This is a genomic window from Gordonia sp. NPDC058843 (genome assembly GCF_042743165.1).
Lineage (GTDB): Bacteria > Actinomycetota > Actinomycetes > Mycobacteriales > Mycobacteriaceae > Gordonia.
The window spans coordinates 156,581-175,099 of sequence record NZ_JBHYNC010000008.1; the positions used below are offsets into that span (position 1 = coordinate 156,581).

21 protein-coding genes are annotated in these 18,519 nt (G+C 67.9%); 10 read left to right on the plus strand and 11 right to left on the minus strand.

The window, feature by feature from the left end; genetic code table 11:
* Positions 1-130: 130 nt before the first annotated feature.
* Genes ACFW3F_RS08685 through ACFW3F_RS08695 form a run of 3 tightly spaced genes read left to right on the plus strand, consistent with a single transcriptional unit; the run spans position 131 to position 3,181 of the window.
* On the plus strand, positions 131-1,324 hold the full coding sequence (locus ACFW3F_RS08685; RefSeq protein ID WP_388056273.1) for a thiolase family protein: 1,194 nt from the start codon (positions 131-133) through the stop codon (positions 1,322-1,324).
* The gene (locus tag ACFW3F_RS08690) at positions 1,317-1,982 is read left to right on the plus strand and encodes a TetR/AcrR family transcriptional regulator (RefSeq protein ID WP_388056275.1); all 666 of its coding nucleotides are present in this window, start codon (positions 1,317-1,319) and stop codon (positions 1,980-1,982) included. The genes ACFW3F_RS08685 and ACFW3F_RS08690 overlap by 8 nt, the downstream gene beginning before the upstream one ends.
* 47 nt (positions 1,983-2,029) lie before the next feature.
* Positions 2,030-3,181 (plus strand): acyl-CoA dehydrogenase family protein, encoded by a 1,152-nt coding sequence (locus tag ACFW3F_RS08695; protein ID WP_388056277.1) that lies wholly within the window; start codon positions 2,030-2,032, stop codon positions 3,179-3,181.
* Positions 3,182-3,253: 72 nt separating this feature from the next.
* On the opposite strand, the gene ACFW3F_RS08700 is transcribed toward ACFW3F_RS08695, so the two are convergent.
* Together ACFW3F_RS08700 and ACFW3F_RS08705 are read right to left on the minus strand one after the other, a co-directional pair.
* Positions 3,254-4,135, minus strand: coding sequence for a LysR family transcriptional regulator (locus tag ACFW3F_RS08700; RefSeq protein ID WP_388056279.1), 882 nt, complete (start codon positions 4,133-4,135; stop codon positions 3,254-3,256).
* 101 nt (positions 4,136-4,236) lie between these two features.
* Positions 4,237-4,539 (minus strand): hypothetical protein, encoded by a 303-nt coding sequence (locus ACFW3F_RS08705; protein WP_388056281.1) that lies wholly within the window; start codon positions 4,537-4,539, stop codon positions 4,237-4,239.
* A gap of 81 nt (positions 4,540-4,620) precedes the next feature.
* Here ACFW3F_RS08705 and ACFW3F_RS08710 point away from each other — a divergent pair, with 81 nt between their 5' ends.
* The 3 genes from ACFW3F_RS08710 to ACFW3F_RS08720 all read left to right on the plus strand — a co-directional run bounded on the left by ACFW3F_RS08710 (position 4,621) and on the right by ACFW3F_RS08720 (position 6,312).
* The gene (locus ACFW3F_RS08710) at positions 4,621-4,752 is read left to right on the plus strand and encodes a hypothetical protein (protein ID WP_388056283.1); all 132 of its coding nucleotides are present in this window, start codon (positions 4,621-4,623) and stop codon (positions 4,750-4,752) included.
* A 118-nt stretch (positions 4,753-4,870) separates the two neighbouring features.
* Positions 4,871-5,233 (plus strand): thioredoxin, encoded by a 363-nt coding sequence (gene trxA / locus ACFW3F_RS08715; RefSeq protein ID WP_388056285.1) that lies wholly within the window; start codon positions 4,871-4,873, stop codon positions 5,231-5,233.
* An 83-nt stretch (positions 5,234-5,316) separates the two neighbouring features.
* Positions 5,317-6,312: an EamA family transporter gene (locus tag ACFW3F_RS08720; protein ID WP_388056287.1), complete on the plus strand. Its 996-nt coding sequence runs from the start codon at positions 5,317-5,319 to the stop codon at positions 6,310-6,312.
* On the opposite strand, the gene ACFW3F_RS08725 is transcribed toward ACFW3F_RS08720, so the two are convergent.
* A complete protein-coding gene (locus tag ACFW3F_RS08725) occupies positions 6,301-7,392 on the minus strand; it encodes an alpha/beta hydrolase (protein WP_388056289.1) in 1,092 nt (363 codons plus the stop codon). The genes ACFW3F_RS08720 and ACFW3F_RS08725 overlap by 12 nt on opposite strands.
* 75 nt (positions 7,393-7,467) lie before the next feature.
* Here ACFW3F_RS08725 and ACFW3F_RS08730 point away from each other — a divergent pair, with 75 nt between their 5' ends.
* Together ACFW3F_RS08730 and ACFW3F_RS08735 are read left to right on the plus strand one after the other, a co-directional pair.
* The gene (locus ACFW3F_RS08730) at positions 7,468-8,769 is read left to right on the plus strand and encodes a MurT ligase domain-containing protein (RefSeq protein WP_388056291.1); all 1,302 of its coding nucleotides are present in this window, start codon (positions 7,468-7,470) and stop codon (positions 8,767-8,769) included.
* Positions 8,766-9,488 (plus strand): type 1 glutamine amidotransferase, encoded by a 723-nt coding sequence (locus tag ACFW3F_RS08735; RefSeq protein WP_388056293.1) that lies wholly within the window; start codon positions 8,766-8,768, stop codon positions 9,486-9,488. Before ACFW3F_RS08730 ends, ACFW3F_RS08735 begins: the two co-directional genes overlap by 4 nt.
* Before the next feature lie 170 nt (positions 9,489-9,658).
* Here the strand turns inward: ACFW3F_RS08735 and ACFW3F_RS08740 are convergent, their stop codons facing one another.
* The 8 genes from ACFW3F_RS08740 to ACFW3F_RS08775 all read right to left on the minus strand — a co-directional run bounded on the left by ACFW3F_RS08740 (position 9,659) and on the right by ACFW3F_RS08775 (position 15,539).
* Positions 9,659-10,396, minus strand: coding sequence for a uracil-DNA glycosylase (locus ACFW3F_RS08740; protein ID WP_388056295.1), 738 nt, complete (start codon positions 10,394-10,396; stop codon positions 9,659-9,661).
* A gap of 55 nt (positions 10,397-10,451) precedes the next feature.
* Positions 10,452-11,012, minus strand: coding sequence for a uridine kinase (locus ACFW3F_RS08745; RefSeq protein ID WP_388056297.1), 561 nt, complete (start codon positions 11,010-11,012; stop codon positions 10,452-10,454).
* Complete coding sequence (locus ACFW3F_RS08750; protein ID WP_388056299.1) at positions 11,009-12,688, minus strand: alpha/beta fold hydrolase; 1,680 nt, start codon at positions 12,686-12,688, stop codon at positions 11,009-11,011. Before ACFW3F_RS08750 ends, ACFW3F_RS08745 begins: the two co-directional genes overlap by 4 nt.
* Positions 12,685-13,296 carry a recombination mediator RecR gene (gene recR / locus ACFW3F_RS08755; RefSeq protein ID WP_388056301.1) on the minus strand — a complete coding sequence of 204 codons (612 nt, stop codon included), beginning with the start codon at positions 13,294-13,296 and terminating at the stop codon, positions 12,685-12,687. Before recR ends, ACFW3F_RS08750 begins: the two co-directional genes overlap by 4 nt.
* Positions 13,297-13,362: 66 nt before the next feature.
* Positions 13,363-13,779, minus strand: coding sequence for a YbaB/EbfC family nucleoid-associated protein (locus tag ACFW3F_RS08760; protein ID WP_388056338.1), 417 nt, complete (start codon positions 13,777-13,779; stop codon positions 13,363-13,365).
* Complete coding sequence (locus ACFW3F_RS08765) at positions 13,757-14,086, minus strand: hypothetical protein (protein WP_388056303.1); 330 nt, start codon at positions 14,084-14,086, stop codon at positions 13,757-13,759. Before ACFW3F_RS08765 ends, ACFW3F_RS08760 begins: the two co-directional genes overlap by 23 nt.
* Before the next feature lie 24 nt (positions 14,087-14,110).
* A complete protein-coding gene (locus ACFW3F_RS08770) occupies positions 14,111-15,073 on the minus strand; it encodes a pseudouridine synthase (protein ID WP_388056305.1) in 963 nt (320 codons plus the stop codon).
* A gap of 28 nt (positions 15,074-15,101) precedes the next feature.
* Positions 15,102-15,539: an SRPBCC family protein gene (locus tag ACFW3F_RS08775; protein WP_388056307.1), complete on the minus strand. Its 438-nt coding sequence runs from the start codon at positions 15,537-15,539 to the stop codon at positions 15,102-15,104.
* 81 nt (positions 15,540-15,620) lie between these two features.
* Between ACFW3F_RS08775 and ACFW3F_RS08780 the strand changes: the two genes are divergently transcribed.
* Entirely contained in the window at positions 15,621-17,003 is a 1,383-nt protein-coding gene (locus tag ACFW3F_RS08780; RefSeq protein WP_388056340.1) for an FAD-binding oxidoreductase, read from the plus strand.
* Positions 17,000-18,322 carry a class I SAM-dependent methyltransferase gene (locus tag ACFW3F_RS08785; protein WP_388056309.1) on the plus strand — a complete coding sequence of 441 codons (1,323 nt, stop codon included), beginning with the start codon at positions 17,000-17,002 and terminating at the stop codon, positions 18,320-18,322. The genes ACFW3F_RS08780 and ACFW3F_RS08785 overlap by 4 nt, the downstream gene beginning before the upstream one ends.
* The last annotated feature ends 197 nt before the right edge of the window (positions 18,323-18,519 follow it).

An 18,519-nucleotide genomic window follows, 5' to 3' on the forward strand; every position in this document is an offset into this window, starting at 1 on the left:
CGTTTCTTGCGGTCCGTGATGTTGATTCCGCCGCCGGTCGCGTGCTACACCGGGTATAACGATCGTTAGATAAAGTGACGCGTGCCATGCAGTGTGCTGCGTCGCGCCGCTGCGCCCGAGAGGAAATCCCATGCCCGAAGCCGTCATCGTCGACGTCGTCCGCCTCGCGTCCGGAAAGGGCAAGCCCGGCGGAGCGCTGTCGGAGACCAAGCCCGTCGAGCTGCTGGCACATGTGCTGCGCTCACTGGTCGAGCGCAACGACATCGATCCGGCCATCGTCGACGACGTCATCGGCGGCTGCGTCGGCCAGGCCGGTGAGCAGGCCCTGAACATCTCGCGGACCGCGCTGCTCTCGGCCGGCTTCCCCGAGTCCGTGCCCGCCACGACCGTCGACCGCCAGTGCGGATCTAGCCAGCAGGCCGCCCACTTCGCTGCTCAAGGCATCATCGCCGGCGCCTACGACGTGGTCATCGCCGCCGGCGTGGAGTCCATGAGCCGGGTCCCGATGGGCTTCACGACCGCCGGACGCAGTCCCCACGGTCCCAGCATCGCCGCACGCTACCCGGATGGACTGGTCAACCAGGGCATCTCGGCCGAATTGATCTCGGCCAAGTGGAAGTTCGATCGCGACACCCTCGACGCCTTCGCCGCGCAGTCGCATCAGCGTGCCGCCGCAGCCGCGGCCGAAGGATTCTTCGACCGCGAGGTGCTGCCGATCGACGTCGCCGACGCCAACGGCGAGATCGTCACCCACCGCATCGACGAAACGATCCGCGCGTCGACCACCGCCGAGGGCCTGTCCGGCCTGCGCCCGTCCTTCTACACCGAAGAGACCGCCGCACGCTTTCCCGACATCAACTGGCTCATCACGCCGGGCAACTCCTCGCCCCTCACCGATGGCGCATCCGGTGCACTCATCATGAGCGACACCATGGCCGCCAAACTGGGCCTGACCCCGCGGGCGCGGTTCCACTCGTTCTCAGTGGCCGGCGACGACCCGATCTTCATGCTGACCGCACCGATCCCGGCGACTCACAAGGTCCTCAAGCGGGCCGGGTTGAGCATCGACGACATCGACACCTACGAGGTCAACGAGGCCTTCGCACCGGTGCCGCTGGCGTGGGCGCACGAGTTCGGTGCCGACCCCGCCAAACTGAATCCGCGCGGTGGTGCCATCTCGCTCGGGCACGCACTCGGCTCGTCCGGCACCCGCTTGCTGTCGACGATGGTCAACCACTTGGAGGCCACCGGCGGCCGCTACGGCCTGCAGACCATGTGCGAGGGCGCGGGCATGGCCAATGCCACCATCATCGAACGTGTCTGAAGCAGCGAAGATCGCCCCCGGCAAGAAGATCACCATCGAGACCGAGGGTCTGGACTGGCGACGACGCGAGCCGGTACCGCTACCGGCCACGCTCGTCGCGGCGAAACATGCCTTCTACGAACGGGGTTACCACGGCACCTCGATCCGCGACATCGCGTCGCGCGCCGGGGTGTCGCTACCCACGCTGTACTACCACCACGACAACAAACTCGGCATCCTCGTCGAACTGCTCGAGGCGGCGATGACCTCGGTACTGGCGTGGGTCGGTGCCGCCATCGAGTCGGGCCGGACCCCGAGCGAGCAGTTGTCCAACGCCATCGAGTCGATCGTGCTGCACATGACCAGTGACCTCGAACTCGCCAGCGTGGCAAGCGAGTTCCGGCACCTCGATTCCGAGGACCCACGACGCGAGACCTACGTCGCGATGCGGACCGAGACCGAGGACCTGCTCGCCGATGTCATCGCGCGCGGCGTCGAATCGGGAGAGTTCGCCTTCGACGAGGACCCGAAGGAAGTACTGCGTTACCTCTTCGGCGCGTGCCAGGCGGTCACCACCTGGTACCGCCCCTCGGGTGCCCGGACGCCGGCCGAGGTGGCGGCCTCCTACGCCCTGATCTCCCTGCGCGTCGTCGGCGCGCAGGGACATACCGACGACTGATCACCGACCGACATCGAGTACATACTCACTCACGAAAGGGAGAAGCCATGAAACGCACCATCTTCGAAGACGAGCACGAGGCCCTGCGGGAAACCGCGCGCCAGTTCCTGCAGCGCGAATGCGCCCCGTACACCGAGGAGTGGACGCGAGCCGGTCAGGTCGATCGCATCGCGTTCAAGAAGGCCGGTGACGCAGGACTTCTCGGGTTCAACATCCCCGAGGAGTACGGCGGCGGCGGCGCCATGGACGACTTCCGGTTCAACGCCGTCGTGGTCGAGGAGTTCGCCAAGTTCGACGGCGCCGCCCCCGGACTGAGCTTGCAGAACGACGTCGTGGCACCGTACTTCGTGCATCTCGCCAACGACGAGCAGAAGAAGCGCTGGATGCCGGGCATCGCCACCGGTGAGACGATCCTCGCCGTCGCGATGACCGAGCCGGGCGCTGGCTCCGACCTCGCGGGTATCAAGACCTCGGCCAAGCTCGAGGGCGATCACTATGTCCTCAACGGCAGCAAGACCTTCATCTCCTCGGGCATCAACTCCGATCTCGTCGTCGTGGTGTGCCGCACCAATTCCGATCCCGAAGCGGGCCACAAGGCGTTCTCGCTGCTGGTCGTCGAGCGCGGCATGGAGGGCTTCGAGCGCGGTCGCAAGCTCGACAAGATGGGCCTCAAGGCGCAGGACACCGCCGAGTTGCACTTCAACAACGTGCGCGTGCCGGCCGAGAACCTGCTCGGACAAGAGGGCATGGGCTTCTACCACCTCATGCAGAATCTGCCGTCCGAGCGACTGTCGATCGGCATCGGCGCCATCGCCGGCGCGCGTGCGATCTTCGACGAGACGCTGCAGTACACCAAGGACCGCAAGGCCTTCGGCCGTCCCATCGGCACCTTCCAGGCGAACCGCTTCACCCTCGCCGAGATGGCCACCGAGCTCGACATCGCCGAGGTCTACATCGACCGCTGCTTGCAGGGCGTCCTCGACGGCGAGCTGAACGCCGTCGACGCGTCGAAGAACAAGTGGTGGTGTACCGAACTCGCCAAGCGAGTCATCGACAGCTGTCTGCAGCTGCACGGCGGCTACGGCTACATGAACGAGTACCGGGTCGCCCGCGCGTACACCGACGCTCGCATCCAGACGATCTTCGGTGGCACCACCGAGATCATGAAGGACATCGTCGGCAAGAGCCTGGGCGTCTGACCACCAGCGCCTGAGACAGCCGGACGACAGCCCGGGGCCAGCATCTCGCCCCGGGCTGTCGGCGTCCGGCGGTCAACCCCGGCCGTCGCTCGCGGTCTGGAGATGCTCGACGACCCGCTGCACCGCCGAGCGTGACCGTGGCCGGGACAGCGCCTCGTAGACGCGTGCGGCGCGAACACCCTTGATCACCAACCGTTTCACCCCGGGGTGGCGTACCGCGAACCTCGGCATCAGTGCGATCCCGTGACCGCCGGCCACGAGCGCTTCGATGGTGGTGAAGTCCAGCATCCGCTGGGTGACCCGGGGTGCGACGCCCGTCACCGCCGAGATCGACTGCAGCACATCGTCGACGGGGAATCCGCCCTCGACACTGATCCAGTCGTGTTCGGCCAGCTCGGTCACCGCGACCTCGTCGCGGGTCGCCAGTTCGTTGTCGTCGGCGACGATGACGTCGACGGGTTCGCGCATCAGCTCGGTCACCCGCACGCGCGGCACATTGACCGCCGGGGTGCGCTCGTCCCGATGCGTGACGACGACGTCGAAATCGGCGAGAGCCGGTGCGGCGTCGTGATATCCGACATCCAGATGCACCGCGTGTACGTCGATGCCCGACTCGGCCGCCATGTCCAGGACCGACGGCAACAGCAGCGTCGACCCCGACGGGAACATCGCCAGCCGCACCCGCGCCTTGCCGGACCGATACGACGACATCTCCTCGTGCGCGCGGTCCACCGCTGCGATGACATCGTCGGCCCGCAACACGAGTGCGCGTCCCGCCTCGGTCAGCCGGATTCGACGCCCGTCCGGCTCGAACAGTGCGACACCCGCCTCGTCGGCCAACACCTTCAGTTGCTGCGACACCGCCGACGGGGTCATGTGCATCGCGTCGGCGACCGCCCCGATGGACTCGCGATCGGCGAACTCACGCAGCAGCCTCAGGCGACGAACCTCCATGCGGCAACGGTACTCATCGAATCCCGATACCAACGGAGGTGTCGCAGACTCCGCGACGACGCCCTCGAGCGACTTTGTGACGCGGCCCTGTGACGCGACCCTCAGGCCACCATCACCGGCCGGTGTCGGACCTCGTGACGGTAGATGACGCAACCGAACAGCGCCGATTGGATGATGTCATCGGCGAGATAGCTGTCCACATCGAGGGGTTCGCTGATCGTGCCTTCGTCGATGTGGGTGCTCACCACGGGCGCCAGGGATTCGGCCGTCAGCCGGTAGACCTCTCCGCCGATGTCGGTGATGACCACGGACCCCACGCCGTCCCATTCGTCGATCCGCGCCCAGTGTCGGACACCGCAGCCCTCGACCGCCTCGATCAGGAGCCGCTGGACATAGGGCAGCACGTCTCCGCGCCGACTCTCTCCCGGACGGCCGACAAGGCGGCGCGGTACGACATCCCATGGGTATGCGCGAACGTACGCGCAATGCGTTTCTCGGCCGAACGCCTGGTCATGCTCGTTCCCATTCCGTGCGACGCCCGCGTCGATTGCCGCACTGAATTCGTGACCGGCCAGATCGCGCAGATCCTGGGGACCTTGCCCGTCAGCGCCTCGTAGACAACGCGGGTGCCTCGCCGGCTCGGGTGGCTGTGCGCACAGCACTGACAGCAGGATACAGATCCATCCCCCGAGGTGAGTCCGGAATGCCTGGCCCTCTTGCGCCGTTGTGGGAGGCATGGCATCACAAGACATCACCATAGAGACCTTCGAGGACACCATCTCGTCGGACGGCATCGTCCTACTCGACTTCTGGGCGGGCTGGTGCGGCCCGTGCCGACAGTTCGCGCCGGTCTTCGAGAAGGCCTCCGAAGCCCATTCGGACATCACCTTCGGCAAGATCGACACCGAGGCCGAGCAGCAGCTCGCAGGCAGCCTCGGCATCCGGTCCATCCCGACCCTCATGGCGTTCCGCGACGGCATCCTGGTCTTCAACCAGCCCGGAGCTCTTCCCGCCGCCCAGCTCGAGGAGCTCATCGGCGCGGTCGAGGGTCTCGACATGGAGGACGTTCGCGCGAAGGTCGCCGCAGCGCAGGAGTGACCCCGGCAACATTCAGTAAAACTGAATAGTCCTTCCGTATAAATTCGATTGTTCTTCACTTCGCAGGCGCTGACGATGGGTCCATGTCCACTCGTGATCGGTTACTCGCGCTGTTCGTCGTCTTCCTCTGGGGACTGAACTTCATCGCGATCCGACTCGGGTTGGACCACTTCCCGCCGTTCTTCCTCGCCGCCCTGCGATTCGCCGTCATGGCGATACCCGTGATGGTGTTCGTGCGGTTCCCGAAGGTCCGCGTGAAGTGGTTCTTGCTGTACGCCACCGGTTTCGGGACGGTGCAGTTCATGATGCTGTTCCTCGCGATGGAACTGGGCATGCCCACCGGGCTCGCGTCTCTCGTGTTGCAGACATCCGCGCCGTTCACCGTGGTGCTCGGTGTGTTGTTCCTGCGCGAGCGCATGACCGCCGGCCAGGTGATCGGCCTTGTCATCGCCCTCGGGGGAATGGTGCTCATCGCAGTCGATCGGGTGCACGGCACCGACCTCGGCGTCGCCGCCCTGCTCCCGATCGGCCTCACCGTGCTCGGTGGACTCAGCTGGGCTGCCGGCAACATCGGCGGACGTCTGGCACGTCCGGACGATTCCTTGCGGATGACACTCTGGATGGCCGTCGTCGCCACTCCCCCGCTTTACCTGGCCAGCCTCGTCATCGAGGGACCCGCCGCCGGTTTCGAGTCCCTGACGACCCTGAACACCGAGACCGGGCTGCTCGCACTCGGCGGACTCGCCTACCTCGCGATCTTCGGCACCGTGATCGGGGCGGGCCTCTGGACGACGCTCCTCGGACGCAACGACGCGAGCCGTGTGTCGCCGATGTCCCTGCTCGTGCCGGTGGTCGGCATCTCGGCGGCCTTCGTGTTCCTCGGCGAGGTCCCGACCGTCGGGGAGATCGTCGGCGCGGTCATCGTCGTCGCCGGGTGTGCCGCCGGGGTGATGGCCCGGCCGCGGTCTCGTCGGCGAACGGCGTCCGCCGACGGGGCACCCGGGTCCGGCGCCGATTCCCGGCTGGACGAGCCGACGGCCCTCGCCTGCGCGGGGACGCCGGTGCGTTCAGGCGGGTGACGTCGTCCCGGTGGGCGGTGTCGCGGTGAGCGCGTCGCGCACCACCGCGCAGAGACGGTCGACCGCGGCGCGGGCACCGGGACTGATCAGCGTCATGTTGACGAACCCGTGGATCATCGCCCCTTCCCGCCGAACCGTGACCGGCACCCCCGCCTCCTCGAGCTTGCGCGCGTACGCGAGGCCCTCATCGCGCAGCGGGTCGAAGCCGGCGACCATGACGTGGGCGGGAGGCAGACCACTGAGGTCATCTGCGAGCAGCGGCGAGCAGCGCGGATCGCTGCGCTGCGCGGCATCGGGCAGATAGCGGTCGGTGAACCAGTCGATGCCGTCGGCGGTGAGGAAGTACCCGGACGCGAACTCCCGCCGCGAGGGGGTGTCGGCGGCCTGATCGGTCACCGGGTAGATGAGCAGCTGGAAGACGGGGGTCACGGAGTCGTCGCGAACCTCCCGGGCGACGACGGTCGCGAGGTTGCCGCCGGCGCTGTCACCGCCTACGACGATCCGTGCGGGATCGAGACCCCATCGCGGCGCCACCTCGACGGCGAAGTGCCAGGCCGCCACCGCATCCTCGACAGCCGCCGGAAACGGCGCCTCCGGGGCCAGGCGGTACTCGACCGACAGCACGTCGAGTCCGGTGCCGTGCGCGAGGCGACGGACGAATGCGTCGTGGCTGATCCGGCTGCCGGTGACGAAGCCACCGCCGTGGTAGTAGACGAGCAGCCCCGCCGACTCGGTCGAGGAGCGGTACCGGGTGGCCGGGATCGGCCCGGCGGGCCCGTCGATGACGAGGTCCTCTTCCACCGCCATCGGCGGCAGCACCTCGGCCATCGACGCGCCGCTCTCGTCGGTCTGCGCGCGCGACTGCGCCACCTCGCCCTGGAAGGGATTCAGACCGGGCACGTTGTCGTTGGCCCAGCCGATCGCCGCGAGCTCGGGGGCGACCCGCTCGCCGTCGGAGTTGACCGGTGCCCGACGCCCCAGAACGGTCAGCGCGCCGGCGGGGATTCGTGCGGCGGCGAGCAACACTCGGCGTTGCACTCGAGCGGGCAGGGACAGGCGCAGTTGGGTGTCGCGACTCACAGCCGCCGAGCCTACGCGGCGCCGGCCGACGGCACGACCACTCCCGCCGGATCGGCCTGTGACACACTCGTGCGCATGCCCGACCGACTCTCTTCCGCCGGTTCCGCAACCCGCACGAACACCCGTGTTCCCGCGCGCACCGCCGTCGCCCTTGGCGCCGCGGCAGCAGCCCGGTGGGCGTCGCGAACCGCGGGACGAGGCAAGGGGTCGATGATCGGCGGGCTGGTCGCCGCGAAGATCGACCCCCAGATCATGGGCCGGCTCGCGGCCGGCAAGCGCACCGCGATCGTCACCGGGACCAACGGCAAATCGACGACCACGCGGATGACCGCCGCCGCCATGGCCGAGCTCGGCGAGGTCGCGACACAGGCCGACGGCGCCAACATGGACGCCGGCATCATCGCGACACTCACCCTCAGCCGTACCGCCCCGTTCTGCGCGCTCGAAGTCGATGAATTGCATGTCCCGCATGTCAGCGACGCAGTCGACCCCGAGGTCCTCGTGCTGCTCAACCTCTCCCGGGATCAGCTCGACCGGGTCGGCGAGATCAACATGATCGAACGCCGGCTCCGCGAGGGCATCGCGCGTCATCCCGAGACCACCGTGATCGCCAATTGCGACGACGTCCTGGTGACGTCCGCGGCGTTCGACGCCCCGGACGTCGTCTGGGTCGCGGCCGGCGCGAGCTGGGTCGGCGACTCGGTCAGCTGCCCCCGGACCGGCGAGCCCATCGTCCGCTCCGAGGCCGGGTGGCGGTCCACCGGCGACGACAACTTCCGCCGCCCCACGCCCGACTGGTGGTTCGACGACGAGAACATCTACGGCCCTGACGGTTTCAGCGCATCTCTGCAACTCGCGGTACCCGGTAAGGCCAACCGCGGCAACGCAACCCAGGCCGTGGCAGCCGCCGTCGCGATGGGCGCCGACCCGCGCAACGCGGTGGCGGCCGTCGGCACGGTCGGCGAGGTCGCCGGCCGCTACGGGATCCATCAGGTCGGAAATCATTCGGTCCGAACGCTTCTCGCGAAGAATCCGGCCGGATGGCAGGAAGCGATGTCCATGATCGACCAGGACGCCGACGGACTGGTCATCGCGGTCAACGGTCAGGTTCCCGACGGCGAGGACCTGTCCTGGTTGTGGGACGTGCGATTCGAGGCCTTCGAGACCATGCGGGTCGTCGCCGCCGGTGAACGCGCCGCCGACCTGTCCGTACGACTGCTCTATGCGGGCGCCGAGCACACCACCGTTCCGGACCCGATGGCAGCGATCGCGTCGTGCCCGCCCGGACGCGTCGAGGTCCTGGCGAACTACACGGCATTTCGCGACCTCGGGACAGCCCTGGAACGCGCGGCGCGATCACGGAAGGCGGAGCAGTGAGCGAATCGACCCTGCGGATCGGCCTGGTACTCCCCGACGTGATGGGCACCTACGGCGACGGCGGCAACGCACTCGTCCTGAAGCGTCGAGCGCTGATGCGCGGCATCGACGCCGAGGTCATTCACATCACACTCGACGACCCCGTCCCCGACTCCCTCGACGTGTACACCCTCGGCGGAGCCGAGGACTACGCCCAGCGGCTGGCCACCCGGCACCTGACGCGCTACCCGGGACTGCAGCAGGCCGCGGCCGCCGGACGCCCGGTGCTGGCGATCTGTGCCGCCATCCAGGTGCTCGGCCATTGGTACGAGACGTCGGCGGGCGAACGCGTCGACGGCATCTCACTGTTCGATCTGACGACGGCCCCCCAGGCGGAGCGGAGCATCGGCGAGCTCCTCGTCGACCCTGCCCTTCCGGGATTGTCACAACCCCTCACCGGTTTCGAGAACCACCGTGGTGGAACGACTCTGGGCTCCGGCGCCGCCCCGCTCGGCCGGGTGCGCCACGGTGTCGGCAACGGCGTCGGCGACGGCACCGAGGGTGTCGTCCAGGGCAGCGTCATCGGCACCTACATGCACGGGCCTGCGCTCGCTCGCAACCCCGAACTCGCCGACCATCTCCTCGCCACCGCGCTGGGCGTCGAATCCCTTGCGCCGCTGGACCTCCCCGAGGTGGACCGGCTTCGCCGCGAGCGCCTCGCCGCCGGCCGGCGGCGGTAGCGACCCCTCTGCTCCCTAATCCGAAAGAACCGCATGGCCCCTTGGTCCCTGAGGTGCGAGGAGCGAAAGCGACGAGCCACGAAGGGCCTGGTGACGCACGTTGCGATGCCCTTCGTGGCTCGCTTCGCTCGCACCTCAGGGAGCAGAACGTGGCTCGCTTCGCTCGCAGCTCAGGGACCAGGGCGGTGGCCGCTTTCGATCCCGGCCGACGCCGCCGCTGCAGTGAGCACGTCCACGACCATCTCGACCGTCAGCCGCCCGGTGAAGGTGTTCTGCTGGCTCACGTGGTAGCAACCGAACACCTCGAGTTCGGTGTCATCGCGGACGAGGGTCGTGGAGACACCGTGACCGAACTTCGGCATCGGCTTCGGGACCGTCCAGCCGAGCTCTGCGAAAGTGCGAAGCGTTGACTGCCAACCGAAGCCACCGAGTGTGACCACCGAACGGACCGTCGGCGCGAGCAGTTCCAGTTCGGCGTGCAGCCAGGACGAGCACGTGTCGCGCTCCTCCACCGTCGGCTTGTTCTGCGGCGGCGCGCAGTGCACCGGCGCGGTGATCCGCGTGTCGAAGAGTTCCAGCCCGTCGCCGATCGCGACCGAATGTGGTTGGCTCGCAAGACCGGCGCGATACAGCGCCGCGAACAGGACGTCGCCGCTGCGGTCACCGGTGAACATGCGCCCGGTGCGGTTCCCGCCGTGCGCCGCGGGAGCGAGGCCGACGATCAGCAATCGCGCGTCGGCCGGGCCGATACCGGCGACGGGCCTACCCCAGTACTCCTCATCGGCATACGCACGTCGTTTCTCCTGAGCGACGAGTTCCCGCCATTCGACGAGCCGCGGGCATGCTCGGCACTCGATCAGCTGCGCGTCGAGCTCCGCCAGATCGCGGAAGCGTCGTCGGGTGGCCATCTCTCGACAGTAACCGCCGGTCTGGCGTCGCTCGTCCGTCAGCAGAGACGGACCGTCAGTCGAGGACGACGCACCGCTCCCGCGTGTGATCCACGCCGAACCAGCCGCGCTCGAAGTCCTGCCACGCCTCCAGGTGGGCGCGCGCGTCCTCCCCATCGCGGGTGACCGTCCGCTCGAGCCGTTCGGCCGGGGATCCGCCGTCGAGCCACAGCGCATGGGACAGGCGGTCGGCGATCCGGCGTCGAGCCGAGGACACCCCTTCGATGATCAGCAGGGGTTGCCACTCGATCCACACGCGGGGCCCGGGCGTCGGGACGCCGTCCTGCCATAGGCGCGGCCGATACCGGTAGTCGCGTCGTCGTCCGAACGGGTGGAGCACATCTGCTTCCAGTTCCGGCCACCACGCGACGGGGTCGTCCCACGTCGCGAAGTCGTCGGTGCGGACGAGTGTCACCCCGACGCCCCGAGCACGCAGTTCGGCGACCAGGAGGTCGGCGATCGTCGACTTCCCCGCACCCGACGGACCGTCGATGGCGACGATCCCCGCATCGAGCCGGTGGGCCAGTTCGGTGATGCGGGCGCGAGTCTGCGGGTTCACCGGGTCAGACTGGGTCACCGGCCCGCGGCGCCGGACGCGAACGCCGGCGGCAACTGCGTCAGCGGTGCCGTGATCGGCGCTTCGGTGACGCGCTGCACCGTGGTCCGGCCCGTGCGGAGGTACTCGACGATGGCGTCGTCGAGTGGCTTGTTCGCCCGGCCGAGCTGGCCATGGTCACCGCCACCGACCGTGATGAGGTGGCTGCGCATGACGTCCCGCATCTTGAGGGCACCTCGATACGGGGTCTGCGGGTCGCCGACGCTCTGGATCTGCAACGGCGTCACCGCCAGCCCACGGTTACGGATCGCGATCGGACGGGCGAGGGCCGGGGCCCCGGCGCATGCGAGGCCGGACTCATAGGCGAGACCAGGCGCTTCGAAGGGATCCCCGGTCACGTAGTTCGCGATGAACGCCTGGAAACCGAGCGACGGTCGCGCGGGCACCTGGTTCTCGTTGCACAGGACCGCAGCCTGCATGTCCTGCGAGACCTGAGCGGCTTGGATCGCCGCGGGCGCCGGTGTGGGCAGCTCGAGACCGGTTCTCGCGGTCATCAGCGCCACCATCGGCCATGAGTTCCGATCCGGCGCGAGGGCGCGGGTGAGCGCCAGCAGCGGCGAGGTCAACTGCAGTGCTCCTGGTCTGAGCAGGGTGAGCACCAGGTTCTCGAACCTGGCGCGCGCGTCGGCGGTCAGGTTGGTGCCCGCGATGTACTGCTCGGCGAACGCCCGCAGGCCGGGCGGCACGTCGCCGATCTGCGCGGGCGGCGCCAGCAGCGACGGCGGCACACCGGCCTCGGCACTGACCCGGTCGCTCCACTTGAGGTAGACGGCGAGCGGAGTTGTGCCGAGGTGATAGATCCGGTCGTGGCGTGCGATCCACGCCATCATCGCGTGGACCCTGGCCTTGTAACCCGGTGTCTGAACGGAGAGGAGGCTGTTCCACACCACACCCGGATCGAACCCGGAGTCGAGGACCATGCGGTCGACCCGCTGCGGGAACAGCGTCGCGTACGTCGACATCAGCAGGGTGCCGTAGGAGATGCCGTAGAGACTGACCTTCGATTCCCCGAGCAGCTTGCGGACGACCTCCATGTCCCGCGCAGTGTTCTCGGTGGTGAGCGTCGCGCCCAGACCCGGGGTACGGCTCTCGCAGCGCTCGCGGTTCAGCTTGCCCAGCGCCGTCATCAGTTCGGGTTCGTCACCGGTGATCGGTTCGCAGCGCAGCGGGGTGCCCGACACCAGTCCGCGCGGCTGCACGGCCACCAGGTCCCATTCGTCGAGCATCGCGGCGGGCGGACGCACCTGGCTGAACATCGCGATGCCGTCGCCACCCGGTCCTCCGGGGTTGCCCATCACGACACCCCGTCGTCGGGACTGGTCGCGGGCCTGGATGCGGCTGACGCCGATCTCGATCGTCTCGCCGTTCGGCTTGCGGTGATCGAGCGGAACCTCGACCGTCGCGCACCGGACCGTCGCCGGTACGCCGTGGACCGCGGGACAGGCCTGCCAATCAAGGGCGGGCGCCGCGGATACCCCGGGGGCCTGCACGCCCTGTACTGCACCCACCAGACCGGCCACGACCACCACGGTCAGGCCCGCGGACACACCCCGGATTCGACGACGCCACCGATTACGCGAGATCACCACATGACAGTAGCCGTCCGGTTTGCCGGGTACGACGGCCGCCGACCTCATGCCAGGATGCGACGACCCGACAGCGCACGACCGAGGGTGAGTTCGTCGGCGAACTCGAGGTCGCCGCCCATGGGCAGACCGGAGGCGAGGCGGGTGACCGACAGTCCCGGGAAGTCCTTGAGCATGCGCTGGAGGTAGGTCGCGGTGGCCTCTCCCTCCGTGTTCGGATCGGTGGCGACGATGACCTCGGAGACGTCGACGCCGTCTTCCTGATTGGCCAGCCGACGCAGCAGTTCCCGAATGCGCAACTGGTCGGGGCCGATTCCCGACAACGGGTCGAGCGCACCTCCGAGCACGTGATACCGGCCGGTGAACTCCTTGGTCCGCTCGATCGCGTGCACGTCCTTGGGCTCCTCCACGACGCAGATCTTGCTGGCGTCGCGGCGCGCGTCCGAACAGATGCGGCACAGGCGGTTGGCCGACACGTTTCCGCATTCGGCGCAGAACACCACGTCGTCGCGAACCCGACCGAGCGCGGCGATGAGGCGATCGATGTCGGGCTTCTCCCCGGCCAGCAGGTGGAATGCGATCCGCTGCGCACCCTTCGGACCGAGCCCCGGCTGTTTGGCCAGTTCGTCGATCAGATCCTGGATCGGTCCCTCATACATGGTGATCTGCGTCCACGGTGTCCAGGGTTTCTACTCGTCGTTCGGTGTCGGGCGCGGGTGCTGTACTCAGCCGCCGAGACCGGGGAGGCCGCCGCCGAGTCCACCGGCCAGCGGACCCATCTTCTCGCTGGCGAGCTGCTCGCGCTTCTCCGACAGGTCGGCGAGCGCGCCGAGCAGCAGGTCCTGCAGGGTGTCCACGTCGTCGGGATCGACGACCTTCGGGTCGATCGACACGGCGGTCACCTCGCCCGTGCCGTTGCCGGTCACGGTGACGAGTCCGTTGCCCGCGCTGCCGACCACCTCCGCCGCCGCGATCTCGTTCTGCGCGGACAGGAGCTTTTCCTGCATCTGCTGCGCCTGCGCCAGCAATCCGGCCATCGGGTTCTCCCCGCCCTGACCGCCGCCGAACAACGCGCTGGGATCGAATGGTTGCGTCACCCGGCCCAGGGTAGTCGCAGCGTCAGCGCAGCAGCCGATCGACATGCTCGGCGATGTCGTCGACGGTCGACTCATCAGAGGGCGCGACCTCGAAGGAAAGGACCTCGTCGCCGAACAGCCGGCCTGCTCGCGGCGTCAGCGCGAACTCGAACCGGTCGTCGAGACGGCGCCACTGCGTGATCCCGCCGTAGACGGGCGCACTGGCCCCCGTCGTGACGCAGTACTCGTCGGCTCGTGGACCTCCGACGAGATCACGCTGGATCTGGAAACAGGCCAGCGACTCGTCGTCGATGAAGACCACGGCCTCGCAACCCAGGTCGGGATGCCGCTCGTAGGACGCTCGGATGGTCATGCGGCCAGGGTAGATCGTGGATTTCTACCCCGACACCGGTCGCCGGCTCTCGAACCTGCGCTGCTCGCCGGTCAGCGGGTCGGTGAACTCCAACACCCGCGCCACCAGCCGTAACGGCCGGGAGAAGTCCCCGTGATCGGGGCGCGCGGCGAGCTCGGGCCGCACGTCGGGGTACAGCGGGTCGTCGACGATGGGCACCCCCAGCGAGGCCATGTGCAGCCTGAGCTGATGCGTGCGTCCGGTGTGCGGCACCAAGCGGTAGATGCCATGGCTGCCTGTGCGATCGACGAGCGCGATGTCGCTGATGGCGTTGACGGGCCCGTCGACGACGAGTGCGCGCAGATCGCCCGCGGTCTTCTCGATCCGATCCCGCACCGTCACGGTCGTGGTGAGCGCCTCGTCGACCGGTGCGAGTGCGAGGTACTCCTTGCGCGCGGTTCGGGACGCGAACAGGTCCTGGTAGGCCGCGCGCACCTCGGGTCGGAGGGTGAACAACAGAATTCCTGCGGTGAGGCGGTCCAGCCGGTGAGCCGGCGAGACGGTGTCCGAGCCCAGCTCTCGCCGCAGCCGTACCAGCGCGGTCTCGGTCACGTGACGGCCACGCGGCATCGTGGCGAGGAAATGCGGTTTGTCCACCACGACGATGTTCTCGTCGCGATAGACCACCGGCAGGTCGAACGGAATCGGCACCTCGTCGTCGAGGTCCCGGTAGAGGTACAGCGAGACATTGCGCCGCGACGGCGAGTCGAGATCTGCCGGTTGTCCGTCGGCATCGACGATCTCGCCGGCAGCGGCGCGTCGACGCAGGTCGGCAGCGGTCAGTCCGGCCAGACTGGGCGTGGCCAGCAGCGCCTGGCCCACAGTCATTTCCGGCCCCGACCGCAACACCACGCGCGTGGCGTCGACGCCGTCGCGGATGGGCAGCGGGGACGGTCGCGCCCGGCCACGACGGCGCCGGGCGGAGTCGGCCGGTCCCGTGCCGCTCATCGGCCGCCGCCGGCGGAGACGCCGGCCGTCAGCTCTCGAGGCGCTTCTTCAGGTTGCCGAGCACCTCGGCCTGAATCCGGTTGAGACCCTTCGGCGCAAATGTCTTCTCGAAGAACCCGCCGATGCCGCCGGCACCCTGCCACGTGGTGGTGGTCGTGACGCGCGAACCACTGCCCGACGGCGCGACGGTGTAGGTGGTCACCATCGTCGAGTTGGCGTCGCGCTCGGTGACGGTGTCCGGGGTGACGCTGACGGTCGCCTGCACGTCCCGCTGCCGCTTCGACGTCGCCTGCAGGATCCAGTGCACGACGGTGCCGTCGCCGTTTCCGCCGCTGATCACCTTGAAGTCGCGGTACTGCTCCGGGAGGATGGCCGGGCGCGCCTCGTTGTAGTCGGCGAGAGCTCCGACCACAGCGTCCGGGGCGGCGGCGATGTCGAGCGACTGCGATGCGGAAACCTGACCCACGATTGGACACTCCTCAGTACGAAACGATTGGCGGGCGAACTGATCAAGTCCTAGGCTAACCGGGTGAGCAAAGGGCTGGAGATGGGGGGAGCGGCATTCGACCAGGGGGTCGCCGACCTTCTGGCCAGCTATCGTGCCATCCCGCCGCAGGCAACCGTGCGCCTAGCGAAGAAGACGTCCAACCTCTTTCGCAAACGCGCCGCCAATCCGCATCCGGGACTGGACGTCTCCGGACTCGACCGGGTCATCTCGGTGAACCCGGCGGCGCGGACCGCCGACGTGGCCGGAATGTGCACCTACGAGAACCTCGTCGCAGCCACGCTTCCGTACGGCCTCGCACCGCTGGTCGTCCCGCAGCTCAAGACGATCACCCTCGGTGGCGCGGTCACCGGACTCGGCATCGAGAGCACATCGTTCCGCTCGGGCCTGCCTCACGAATCGGTCCTCGAGATCGACATCCTCACCGGTGATGGCGAGATCCTGACCGCGACACCCACCAACGAACACGCCGACCTCTTCTATGGATTCCCGAATTCCTATGGCACGCTCGGGTACTCGGTACGCCTGCGCATCGAGTTGGAGCCGGTGAAGCCCTTCGTGGCACTGCGGCACATCCGGTTCACCACCGTCGCCGACCTCCAGTCGGCGATGGAAACGATCGTCTCGACGAAGACGCACGACGGCGAGCCGGTCGACTATCTCGACGGAGTCGTGTTCTCCGCCAACGAATCCTATCTGACACTCGGTCGCCAGACCGACGACGCGGGGCCGGTCAGCGACTACACCGGGATGGACGTCTTCTACCGGTCCGTCCAGCAGAAGACGACCGACCGGCTCACGATCCATGACTATCTCTGGCGGTGGGACACCGACTGGTTCTGGTGCTCACGCGCCTTCGGGGCCCAGAATCCGAAGATCCGGCGATGGTGGCCGAAGCGCTACCTTCGCAGCAGTTTCTACTGGAAACTGATCGGCCTCGACCAGCGCTTCGACATCGGCGACCGGCTGAATGCCCGCAAGGGCCTGCCTGCGGGTGAGCGCGTCGTACAGGACATCGAGGTACCCATCGAACGGACCGCCGAGTACGTGGAGTGGTTCCTCGCCGACATCCCCATCGAACCGATCTGGCTGTGCCCCCTCCGCCTCCGGGAGCCGGCCCTTCCGGGTGCCGACCCGGTTCGACCCTGGCCGCTGTATCCCCTTGCCCCACAACGCACCTACGTCAACGTCGGCTTCTGGTCGGCCGTGCCGGTCACCCCGGGCGATCCTGGGCACACCAACAAGATCATCGAACGCAAGGTCGCCGAACTCGACGGCCACAAGTCGCTGTACTCGGAGAGTTTCTACACGCCGGAGGAGTTCGACGAACTCTACGGCGGAGAGAGTTATCGACTCCTCAAGAAGCGGTACGACCCCCGCGGCCGGCTGCTGGACCTCTATGCGAAAGCGGTGAAACGCCAATGACGACATTCAAGGACAGCACACCGGCGAGTGTGGACTCACAGGCAGGCAAGATGACGCTCGCCGAGATCTTCGAAGCGCTCCTCGGCGGAAATCTCTCGATCCGGATCACCGCCTACGACGGCAGCAGCGCCGGACCCGCGGACGCCCGGTACGGCCTCGATCTGAAGAACCCGCGCGGCACGACGTATCTGGTGACCGCACCCGGCGACCTCGGACTCGCTCGTGCATACATCGCAGGCGATCTCGAACTCATCGGCGCCCATCCCGGTGACCCGTACCCGGCGCTGAAGGCCCTCGCCAGCAACCTGCAGTTCCACCGCCCCTCTCCCCTGGCGCTCGCGCACATCGCGCGGTCGCTGGGCATCGAACATTTCAAGCCGATCGCGCCACCTCCACAAGAGGCTGTGCCGCGCTGGCGCCGATTCGCGGAAGGACTGCGGCACAGCAAGGCTCGCGATGCCGAGGTCATCCACTACCACTACGACGTCTCGAACACCTTCTACGAGTGGGTCCTCGGCCCGGCCATGACCTACACGTGCGCGGTCTATCCCGAACGCGAAGCTTCGCTGGAGATCGCACAGGAGAACAAGTACCGCCTCATCTTCGAGAAGCTGCGCCTCGAACCCGGGGACCGCCTCCTCGACATCGGTTGCGGCTGGGGCGGAATGGTCCGTTACGCGGCGCGGCGCGGCGTGCACGCGATCGGGGCGACCCTGTCCGCCGAGCAGGCACAGTGGGCCCAGAAGGCGATCGCCGACGAGGGACTCGGCGAGTTCGCCGAGGTCCGGCACAGCGACTATCGCGACGTCACCGAAAGCGGATTCGACGCGGTCTCGTCCATCGGTCTCACCGAACACATCGGCGTCCACAACTACCCGGCCTACTTCGGATTCGTGCGCGACAAGCTCCGACCCGGCGGGATGCTGCTGAACCACTGCATCACTCGGCCAGACAACGCGAGTCGCAGCAAAGCGGGTTCCTTCATCGACCGCTACGTGTTCCCCGACGGTGAGCTCACCGGCTCCGGCAAGATCATCTCCAAGCTGCAGGACATCGGCGGTATGGAGGTCATCCACGAAGAGAACTTCCGCGAGCACTACGCGATGACGCTGCGCGACTGGAACGTCAACCTCGTCGAACACTGGGACGAAGCGGTCGCCGAGGTGGGCGAGGGCACCGCGCGGCTCTGGGGCCTCTACATGGCCGGTTGTCGAATCGGGTTCGACCGCAACATCATCCAGCTTCACCACGTACTCGCCACCAAGCTCGACGAGGACGGTACGCACCAGGTTCCGCTGCGACCGTGGTGGGACGCCTGACCTGCGGCTGAAGATGCGACCCCCCCTTGCTCCCTGAGGAGTGCCCGGAGCTTGCGAAGGGCGCGTCCCCTCCTGCTCCCTGAGGAGCGCCCGGAGCTTGCGGAGGGCGCGTACCCCACTGCTCCCTGAGGAGCGCCCGGAGCTTGCGGAGGGCGCGTACCCCACTGCTCCCTGAGGAGCGCCCGGAGCTTGCGGAG

Coding starts and splice junctions, on each gene's coding strand:
- ACFW3F_RS08685 (WP_388056273.1), top strand. CDS start 131: ATGCCCGAAGCCGTCATCGTCGACGTCGTCCGCCTCGCGTCCGGAAAG.
- ACFW3F_RS08695 (WP_388056277.1), top strand. CDS start 2,030: ATGAAACGCACCATCTTCGAAGACGAGCACGAGGCCCTGCGGGAAACC.
- ACFW3F_RS08700 (WP_388056279.1), bottom strand. CDS start 4,135: ATGGAGGTTCGTCGCCTGAGGCTGCTGCGTGAGTTCGCCGATCGCGAG.
- ACFW3F_RS08710 (WP_388056283.1), top strand. CDS start 4,621: ATGCGTTTCTCGGCCGAACGCCTGGTCATGCTCGTTCCCATTCCGTGC.
- trxA (WP_388056285.1), top strand. CDS start 4,871: ATGGCATCACAAGACATCACCATAGAGACCTTCGAGGACACCATCTCG.
- ACFW3F_RS08720 (WP_388056287.1), top strand. CDS start 5,317: ATGTCCACTCGTGATCGGTTACTCGCGCTGTTCGTCGTCTTCCTCTGG.
- ACFW3F_RS08730 (WP_388056291.1), top strand. CDS start 7,468: ATGCCCGACCGACTCTCTTCCGCCGGTTCCGCAACCCGCACGAACACC.
- ACFW3F_RS08740 (WP_388056295.1), bottom strand. CDS start 10,396: ATGGCCACCCGACGACGCTTCCGCGATCTGGCGGAGCTCGACGCGCAG.
- ACFW3F_RS08750 (WP_388056299.1), bottom strand. CDS start 12,688: ATGAGGTCGGCGGCCGTCGTACCCGGCAAACCGGACGGCTACTGTCAT.
- recR (WP_388056301.1), bottom strand. CDS start 13,296: ATGTATGAGGGACCGATCCAGGATCTGATCGACGAACTGGCCAAACAG.
- ACFW3F_RS08760 (WP_388056338.1), bottom strand. CDS start 13,779: ATGTCGATCGGCTGCTGCGCTGACGCTGCGACTACCCTGGGCCGGGTG.
- ACFW3F_RS08765 (WP_388056303.1), bottom strand. CDS start 14,086: ATGACCATCCGAGCGTCCTACGAGCGGCATCCCGACCTGGGTTGCGAG.
- ACFW3F_RS08770 (WP_388056305.1), bottom strand. CDS start 15,073: ATGAGCGGCACGGGACCGGCCGACTCCGCCCGGCGCCGTCGTGGCCGG.
- ACFW3F_RS08780 (WP_388056340.1), top strand. CDS start 15,621: ATGGGGGGAGCGGCATTCGACCAGGGGGTCGCCGACCTTCTGGCCAGC.
- ACFW3F_RS08785 (WP_388056309.1), top strand. CDS start 17,000: ATGACGACATTCAAGGACAGCACACCGGCGAGTGTGGACTCACAGGCA.